The organism is Moorena sp. SIO4E2 (assembly GCF_010671945.1).
GTDB lineage: Bacteria > Cyanobacteriota > Cyanobacteriia > Cyanobacteriales > Coleofasciculaceae > Moorena > Moorena producens.
The window spans coordinates 1-8,898 of the sequence record NZ_JAAHIE010000306.1; the positions used below are offsets into that span (position 1 = coordinate 1).

The window sequence follows — 8,898 nt, forward strand, 5'->3', positions numbered from 1 at the left end:
GCTATCAATCTCAAGCGTCTGTTTGCTTGGGTTCAAGGGATTCCTCTCGCTGGTACTCGCATTTCATGCTTTGCAGCTCTAAATACTTTCCCAGGCTAATGTTGCACAATATTTCGCCACCAGCATCCGGGGCGGGCTGTCCCAAGCAGGCGCGAAGAGGTTGAACATGATGGCAAGCCCGCCCCTAACGCACCCTACGCAATTCTACTCCCGATTCCCGATTCCCGATTCCCGACTCCCTATTCCCTACTCTTGATAAATCCTACAAATTTCAGCGCCAATTTTCTTAACTTTATCGACTAATTCTTGAGGTTGGATTACTTTAACTTGGCCGCCAAAACCGATAATCCATGGAAAAAAATCGACATCCTCTAATGCCCACTTGGGTAATATTACTTGAAAGCGATTGGGAAAATTGGGGTCTTTGGTTTTAGGAAGTGAAAATAATGATTTAGAGAAGCTGGATTTTCCGGTTAAGGGGGGAGACATTTTTATGTGTTTGAAGCGCTTGGTTCCTTCACTTACAAATCGGAACATATGGTCATTAAACCACAGTTCAACGGTGACCTGAACTGCTGACTGTTCTGATTTATTGCTACTGAGTAACTGCTGCTGTTGGCTAGCACTATTACCAAGAAATAATCCGGCACTTGCTTGGTGGAGTTTTTCCAGCTTCTCCAAGGATTGCCATTGTTGTTTCATATCGCGGGTTTGGCCAAGGGCACGACCGAGAAAGAGTCGGTCTAATCGTCCAAACCGGAATAGTTTATCCTGGTTACCGCCGTGGTGCTGAAATGCTAAATACCAGGCGTGATTGTAAAATACTATTTGCAGGGGCCAAGCTTGAAAAAATCCGTCGTGATCTCCAGCAAATCGGCCACCGCCTTTAATTCGATTTAATTCTAATAATTCCCCTTGGGCGATCGCATTTTCGAGTTTGTCTAGATGATTGAGCAAGGCTGAATCCTGGAGGGAGTCGGCATCTACGATACAGCGATTGCGAATTGCTCGCACTGGATAGGTGGAAGGGGGGTCTAATTTTGAGTGGGTCATCCGTTGCTGGAACATCTCATAGGTAGAGAGTGCCATGGGATCGTCTAAACTTTTGGCTTGAGATTGCAGCACTGCAAAAACTTTACCCAGTTCCTGCCTAGAGAATATGCCGGTGCCTGCAAAATAGCCTTGCTTGAGGGGAAAGTTGCGTAATATCTTATAGGGTTTGAGGATTTTTTCGATATCTTTGCGCAGGGTATCGATGCCATTGCCAATGATTACACCATTTTCTTGGAGGGCATTTGTCAAGGTTTTGAGGCTACTATTTCCGGATTTTGGCAAAAAAGGATGATGCAAGATAAACCGAATTGTCTTGAGCAGCCGCTGAAAGGGTTCTAGATCGGAATAGGCATGGGTGAGTAGATGGGGATTCTGTACCATGGGCAGGATTAGCTCAGAATGGCGTTGCTGAATTGAAGTATGAATGTGCGATCGTCTGGTTTTGGTCAAGCCCCCTAAATCCCCCAACTTTGCGGTGCGACCCAAGGGCGATTTACTCGCCCATTGGAAAGCGCACCGGGGGGGACTTTCAGAGTTTTGTTCCCCCCAGAATTGGGGGGCTAGGGGGGCAGAATCATACCCAGAATCAGCAACGCCCTCACCATTGTGATCATTGCTGTTAATTAGCCCATTGTCCTGTAGCCACTGTAAATCCGTTGCAATCGCATTCGGGTCACCATAGATTTCTCCCTTGAGTTTGGCCATCAAAGCACAGACTTCTTGGAGGGGAGTGGCAAAATCGGGCACTGTTCCCAAAACCCGTTCGATCTCTGTTGGGTCAGTGCTGTGCAACGTCCCTATGTTGGGATAACGAATAATGGTTCTTCAATACCTTTTATGCTAAATTTACAGTTAAAAAACTCATCAAGCTTACTGTATAAGGAAACTTCTGGTATTTAACTAACAATTTTTTTTAATACGGGCTCTTTCCACTCCTCCGTTCGCGTTTGGCCGTAGGCCACGCGGGGCGCGTTCGCGCAGCGTCGGCTTTGGCGAAAGCGTGGCCTACGGCCTCAGTCCCTGCTCCGAAGCTTCCTTCTTCCTTTACAAAACGAGCTTTTATTCAGCCTAATAAATAAGGCATTTTTTTTATAGTAAACTCATATAAATTAGTCTCAAAAACTACAGATCAAATTTATTTGATAGTACTACAAAACGGCAATCTGCTGGATAGATGTCAATAAGCGGATTTAATTATTAATAAGCCCGAGATGATTGAGAATGTGATTTGAGAAATCTGAAAAATTCTAATGGCAATTCGGCTTCGCCGACGCGGGGCGCGTTCGCAACGGTTTATTCTTTATTGCTCAAAATACGTTGAAAGTTCAGGGATTTAGTAGAACAAATGTACTTATTTTTACCTCGATTTTTTCCAATTTTAATAAAATTTGGTTTAATCATATTTTTTTAAGTTATAATTTATACCAAAGTAGATCAGGGTAAGCGCAAGAAAAAATGACTCATAATTTGCATTGGCTGGATATCGGTTGATCGTCGCTCGAAACCCCTATAATCTCGTATAACTTTACTCGCAATAGAGTTTATTTGTTGAGAATGACGCGGTTTTTTTCTCAATAAGCCCTGGCTGATTGATTCTTGCGCTTACCCTGATTATTCGGCTACAATCGAAATGTCTTGACTAAGTTAAATCAAATATTACAATTATACTGAAATATATATATTGAAAATTATGAATAGTGAATTAGCAGATGTAGAGTCGATTTTAATAGACACAACGAAACGAAAAAAGACGATTAATAGCCCCTTCTTGCATGGGCTGCAAAGAAAGCATTTTATTTTTTTTCAAATTTTACCATTTGGACTAACAATAATTGCTTTACTTTCAATTCCATATCTTCCATTTGGCTGGTTTGAAATATTCCTATTTGCTCTCTTTTGGTTAATCAATGGCTTGGGGATATCCTCTGGTTATCACCGCTTATTTACCCACCGTTCCTATAAAGCTCATAATGCACTCCAAATTATGCTAATGATTTGGGGGTCAATGGCAGGGCAAGGAGGTGTCATATCGTGGGTTATTTTGCATCGCCGCCACCATGAACTAAGTGACAAACTTGGCGATCCTCATTCACCCAATCTTCACGGCAGTAATTGGCCTGCGCGTCTTCAAGGTTTAATCCACTCCCACTTTAATTGGATGTACAAACATGAATATCCCAGTGTTGTTCACTATGCCCCTGATTTAATAAAAAACAAAACCGTTGTCAAGATTGATCGCTACTATTATGTGTTGGTTATACTTGGGTTAGTTATCCCTGCACTCTTAGGGGGAATGTATCATCGGAGTCTAGAAGGTGCGATCTCAGGATTTTTATGGGGAGGTGCTGTTAGAATATTTTGGGCAGGTCATACTATCTGGTCTATTAATTCTTTCCTGCATTGCTTCGGGATGCGTCGTTTTGATACTGAAGAACATAGCCACAATTTTGGAGCAGCTGCCCTATTGACCTTTGGCGAGTCGTGGCACAACAATCACCATGCTTTTCCTGGTTCGGCTTCTTTTGGTTTGGAATGGTATCGCTTAGATCCAGGATACTGGTTTATTCAGTTAATGGAAGCTTTACATTTGGCTTGGGATGTTAAAGTTCCAAGTTCAGAAAAAATTAAAATTCGATAACTTAACTCATAGATTTAAAAATTAGTTGTAACTTTAAATTAAGGAGACATCATGAAAACTGAATCACAAATCAGCGAATGGATAAAAAAATATCTAGCCGAAATTCTCGAATTAGACCCATATGAAATTAATGAAAAACAGGAATTTGAACAGTTTGGACTTAATTCTTCGATGGCAGTTTTTTTGATTGGTGATTTAGAAGAATGGTTGTCCCTTGAACTAAGTCCTTCTCTGTTTTTTGAATTCAACACTATTGGTGAACTTTCTATCCATATAGCGGAAATGGTCAAAAAGGAGAAAGTTTTAGAACAAGAGGTTTCTGAAAGTGTCTAATTTAGTACAAGGCTTAACTACACGGGGCGGAAATGCTGCTGCTATCCAACACCACTATGATGTTAGTAATGAATTTTACTCTTTGTGGTTAGATTCCAGCCTAACTTACTCCTGTGGTTTTTGGGATAATCCCGCAATGGATGACAACCTAGAACAGTCACAACAGAAAAAAATTGATTGGCATTTGGAAACTTCAGGAGCAACAACTGGCAAAAGATTACTAGATATTGGATGTGGCTGGGGAGCTTTAATGCGCCGTTATGTTAACGGCTATCCTGATCGTCAGGCTGTGGGATTGACCTTGAGCCACAATCAATATGAGCAGATCTGCTCATTAGGACTAGACAATATCAAAGTCTACGAGGAAAGCTGGATTGTTCACCAGCCAATGACTACTTACGATGCGATCGTCTCAATTGGTGCTTTTGAACATTTTGCCAAACCAGAGACTACCTCAGAGGAAAAAATAAGTGTTTATCGTGAGTTTTTTGGTCAATGTCAACAGTGGCTAAAACCCAAAGGTAAATTATCGTTACAAACGATCACATATGGTTCGTTAAGTGCCGAAGAAAAAAATTGGTTTACCCAAAATGAGATTTTCCCTGATTCTGAGTTACCCCGCCCTGGTGAAATTTTAATCGCTGCCGACAGGCTATTTGAGATTAAAACCTACCGCAATGATCGCCTTCAATATGGCAAGACTTGTGACCTGTGGTTAAATAATCTCCGCCGTCAAAAATCCCTAATCATCGAGGGGTTTGGAGAAAAAATATATCGTAAATACGAACAATATCTCAAATTAGTTGTTGCAGGTTTTTATTTCGGACAAATATTACTACTGCGCTTAGAAATGCAATCCTTAGCTAAATAAGGCATTCTCTAGAAGGCTGTAAAGGTATTTTTCATAGTACAAATTATCTTAACAGACTTCTAGTATTTGCTATACCTTACTACTCGCAAGGAGTTTTTTTTTGACCATGATTGCTGTATCTAAATCTGCCATCAAATTTAATCCCTTTGCCCCCGGTTTCCGAGAAGACCCCTATACAACTTATCACCTCTTGCGCCAACACAAGCCGATTCACCATGCCTTGGATATGTGGATACTCACTAAATATCAAGATATTATCCAAGTGATAGATTCTGATGCTGTTAGCGTTAGTTTCATTCCCCAATATGTGACGCAACAAAAGGTGGGTAATATTCCTGGTTTAGTGGAATTGGGCAAGAAAGCAATTGTCTTTACCGATCCCCCCGACCATATACGCTTACGTCGGTTAGTCGGACAAGCTTTCAACAGTAGTACGATTCAAGCTTATACTAGTCATATTCAGAAATTAATTGATAATTTTATTGGGCTTAAAATCGGCACAGAAGAGTTTGATTTTGCGGAGATTGCCCATCAAATTCCCCTGTATACCCTTGCTCATATACTTGGTATTCCCAATGAATATATCAAGACAGTCGATCAATATATTCATCGGGTTCGGTCTATTTTAGAACCGAGTTTGTTAACCAAAATGCGTATCCGTCGCATTGAGCAAGATTTACAATTGTGTTTAACGCTTTTTCAAGAGGTAATTGATTCCCGTAAAAACCATTTAGGAGAAGATATTATCAGCAAATTAATTCAAGCCAGAGTTGGAGAAGATAGACTTTCTGATAGTGAGCTAGGAATTGCCTGTGTCATGACCTTTGTTGCTGGACATGAAACCTCTAAGGGATTGCTCACCAATGGAATTTTAGCCTTTGCCAAGCATCCCGATCAGTGGCAAATTCTCCGAGATGGACAAGCTACTAGCAAACAAGCAATTGATGAAATTCTCCGTTTCGACCCACCTTTACAACAAACGGTACGCTTAGCCATCAGCGACCTGCAAGTTGGCTCCCAGACGATTAAAAAAGGGGACAAAATGCTGCTTTGTCTTGCCTCTGCTAACCGAGATGAAGAACATTTTCCTAATCCTGATGCTTTTAATATTATCCGAGATGCTACCTCTCAAATTGCCTTTGGCCATGGAATGCATAATTGCTTGGGACAGGGGATTGCGCGACTCGAAGGGAAGCTTTTGTTTGATTACCTTCGCCAAAGGGTAAAGCAGATCGAATTGACTTCTTCTGACTATCGCTGGAATCAGGAGGGATTTATTACCCGAACCTTAACTTATCTACCTGTTACTTTTCATGACTCCTGACTTTGTTAATCCACTGAGATTCAGAATTTGTCCAACTCACTCTCAGAAGAAAAACCAATGACTTCTCCCCAGTTAAATAATTTGATTGACAAACTGCTTTTGGGAGCAGAATATCAACCAAATCAAACCCTCTATTATTTTCTTGATAACCGAGGTCGGGAATATGCGTCTTTAACTTATGCCAGTTTATTAGAAGCAGTCCAACGGTTAGGACAATGGCTCACTGAAAAAACTGTCAGGGGAGATCACATAGTGATTCAGTTGCCCACTAGTCCTGAATTTGTGATTACATTTTTCAGTTGTCTATATCTCGACCGTATTCCCGTTCCCCTCAGTTCTCCCACCCGTAAGCGTAACTGTGATCACTATCAACGGATTTTTAAGGATTGCGATGCCCGTCTAGTTATTACTGAGTCAAGGGTTCGAGACTTGTTTGAGAAAGAGGATTTGGAAGTATCCCCTCAAATCGAGACTTTCCCCTCCCTAGACGCTTTAGACTCTTTAACTGCTCCCGTTGACCGCCAAGGTAACAACATTGCTTTTTTGCAATATACTTCTGGCTCTACCTCTTTTCCCAAAGGTGTGATGGTAAGTCATGGGAATATTATGGCTAACCAGAAAATGATTCAACAAACCTTTGGTCACAGCAGTGCCAGTATCGTGTTAGGTTGGGTTCCCTTGTTTCATGATATGGGGTTAATTGGCAGTGTCTTTCAGCCTTTATATGTGGGGTGTCCTTGTTATTTAATGTCTCCAGGGACTTTTCTTCAACGACCAAAACTTTGGCTGAAAACAATTTCAGACAAAAAGATCACAACGACAGGGGGACCCAATTTTGCTTACGAGATGTGTGTCAAAAGAATTGACCCAGATTCCTTAGAAGGACTATCCCTTTCATCCTGGGATGTTGCCTATAATGGAGCAGAACATATCAAGTTAGATACCCTCGAAAAGTTTAGTGCTACATTTTACCCCTACGGCTTTAAAAAAACTGCTTTTTTGCCCTGTTATGGTTTAGCAGAGGCAACTTTAATTGTTAGCGGGGCTTCTAAATCCGAAGAACCTACGGCTTTAACCATTCCTTGTGGCACAGATGAAGTTTTAGATGCCGATGCGTCTCCCAAGACAGGCAGCGTCCGTACAGTGGTTAGCAACGGTCAGGTCATGCCAGAACTGTCCTTGCGCATTATTAATCCGCAAACCTTAAAGGAATGCCCTTCCCATCATATCGGGGAAGTATGGATTGCCGGAGAGAGTGTTACAGTTGGCTATTGGAAAAAGCCTGAAAAAAACCAAGAAACCTTGATTTTTTATGATGGATTGCGATTTTTACGGACAGGAGATTTAGGATTTATTGATTCCCAAAACCACCTTTATATTACAGGGCGGCTCAAAGACTTAATTGTCATCGAGGGAACAAACTACTATCCCCAAGATATTGAAGAAGTAGTCAAACTCTCTCATCCTGGCTTACAGGAGGTCAATTGTGCTGTATTCTCAGTTCCTAGTATTGTTTCTCAAAAACTGGTGGTGGTTAGTGAAGTAAATCACAAATTTCGGCGGCAAATCCATGACTATGCCAATCAAATTAAAGAAACGGTTAAGGCTTCTGTCTATGACCATTACCAACTGAGGGTACACGATACTGTACTGCTACAGTTAAATAGCATTCCCACAACCACTAGTGGAAAAACTCAAAGGCAGCGAACTAAGTTGTTATATCTGTTGCAAGAATTGGAAAGCATTGAAAAAGTTGGCGTTGCTGAATAACGAAATGGTTTAACCAGAAAGGGAGATTTTTTTGCTCTCCTAGAGTGGCTATGATAAATTAGTATAAAATAATCGCTATAGCCCTTATTAATAAAGGGTTTGAGTAATTTAAAAATGCAATTTTAATAAAAGCGCACCTAAGCGGTCTTGGGGAGGCAGTGCCGACCTGTGGGGGTTCCCCCCATGAGCAACTGCCGTGGTTCCCCCCACTCGCGCTTGGGATCAAGACAATGTATTTTTAGTTTATTGAATCCCTTGCTATTTCAGGGGTAATCGCTCATTTAAACTACTCATTTACTATAATCAGTCTAGGAGAGCCAGCATTCTTTAGATCAGCAACGCCGGATTTTATGAGTTGGCACCAGTAAGCCATGACGAGATTGCTTGGCTCTAATTTCTGGATAAAACCGCCAGAGCCACCAAAACACTTTTTTCCCATCCCGTTCTTTAGCAATATCGCCGAGATTCGGTGTTTCTTGTTGATTAAAACAGTCTATCTGGTGCTGTTGACCGCTGATCGGATGCTTGACTTGACAAGTATCAGTTGTTGTGTTATAATCTGCGCCTAGATTAACCCGGTCAGAGGAACTAGCGATCGCATTCGGCAGAACCTGACTTTGCTCCTGCTCCTCTACTAGTTGCTGCCACCAGTTTTGCAGCTGATCTAGATTGTCTTTGCAACAGAGTAATGTGCGGAAGATACTATTACTCCCTTTGTCTTTATGCTTCTGATGCATTAAAGCATAAAGCTTCCGCTGATAGACATTCATTTAGTTAGATTCACCTAAACAGCTGCAAAACTGGTGGCAGCAACTAGTAGAGGAGCAGGAGCAAAGTCAGGTTCTGCCGAATGCGATCGCTAGTTCCTCTGACCGGGTTAATCTAGGCGCAGATTATAACACAACAACT

Annotated in this window: 7 protein-coding genes; 5 read left to right on the top strand and 2 right to left on the bottom strand. The window is 41.5% G+C overall.

Annotated elements, in window-relative coordinates:
* Positions 1 to 246 precede the first annotated feature (246 nt).
* Entirely contained in the window at positions 247 to 1,845 is a 1,599-nt protein-coding gene (locus F6K37_RS24990; RefSeq protein ID WP_287252868.1) for a helix-turn-helix transcriptional regulator, read from the bottom strand.
* Positions 1,846 to 2,743: 898 nt separating this feature from the next.
* On the opposite strand from F6K37_RS24990, the gene F6K37_RS24995 reads away from it, so the two are divergent.
* From F6K37_RS24995 to F6K37_RS25015, 5 genes are all read left to right on the top strand, one after another.
* Positions 2,744 to 3,691, top strand: a complete 948-nt coding sequence (locus F6K37_RS24995) for an acyl-CoA desaturase (RefSeq protein WP_009149500.1) — start codon at positions 2,744 to 2,746, stop codon at positions 3,689 to 3,691.
* A gap of 51 nt (positions 3,692 to 3,742) precedes the next feature.
* Entirely contained in the window at positions 3,743 to 4,024 is a 282-nt protein-coding gene (locus tag F6K37_RS25000) for an acyl carrier protein (protein ID WP_009149503.1), read from the top strand.
* A complete protein-coding gene (locus F6K37_RS25005; RefSeq protein ID WP_009149505.1) occupies positions 4,017 to 4,895 on the top strand; it encodes an SAM-dependent methyltransferase in 879 nt (292 codons plus the stop codon). Before F6K37_RS25000 ends, F6K37_RS25005 begins: the two co-directional genes overlap by 8 nt.
* Before the next feature lie 106 nt (positions 4,896 to 5,001).
* A complete protein-coding gene (locus tag F6K37_RS25010) occupies positions 5,002 to 6,219 on the top strand; it encodes a cytochrome P450 (protein ID WP_287252874.1) in 1,218 nt (405 codons plus the stop codon).
* A gap of 57 nt (positions 6,220 to 6,276) precedes the next feature.
* On the top strand, positions 6,277 to 7,989 hold the full coding sequence (locus tag F6K37_RS25015; protein WP_287252876.1) for a fatty acyl-AMP ligase: 1,713 nt from the start codon (positions 6,277 to 6,279) through the stop codon (positions 7,987 to 7,989).
* A gap of 332 nt (positions 7,990 to 8,321) precedes the next feature.
* Here F6K37_RS25015 and F6K37_RS25020 read toward each other — a convergent pair whose 3' ends face one another.
* Entirely contained in the window at positions 8,322 to 8,759 is a 438-nt protein-coding gene (locus F6K37_RS25020) for a hypothetical protein (protein WP_287252877.1), read from the bottom strand.
* Positions 8,760 to 8,898 lie beyond the last annotated feature (139 nt).

Excerpts from the sequence above, each read along its gene's own strand:
- F6K37_RS24995 (WP_009149500.1), top strand. The coding sequence starts at position 2,744 with ATGAATAGTGAATTAGCAGATGTAGAGTCGATTTTAATAGACACAACG.
- F6K37_RS25000 (WP_009149503.1), top strand. The coding sequence starts at position 3,743 with ATGAAAACTGAATCACAAATCAGCGAATGGATAAAAAAATATCTAGCC.
- F6K37_RS25010 (WP_287252874.1), top strand. The coding sequence starts at position 5,002 with ATGATTGCTGTATCTAAATCTGCCATCAAATTTAATCCCTTTGCCCCC.
- F6K37_RS25015 (WP_287252876.1), top strand. The coding sequence starts at position 6,277 with ATGACTTCTCCCCAGTTAAATAATTTGATTGACAAACTGCTTTTGGGA.
- F6K37_RS25020 (WP_287252877.1), bottom strand. The coding sequence starts at position 8,759 with ATGAATGTCTATCAGCGGAAGCTTTATGCTTTAATGCATCAGAAGCAT.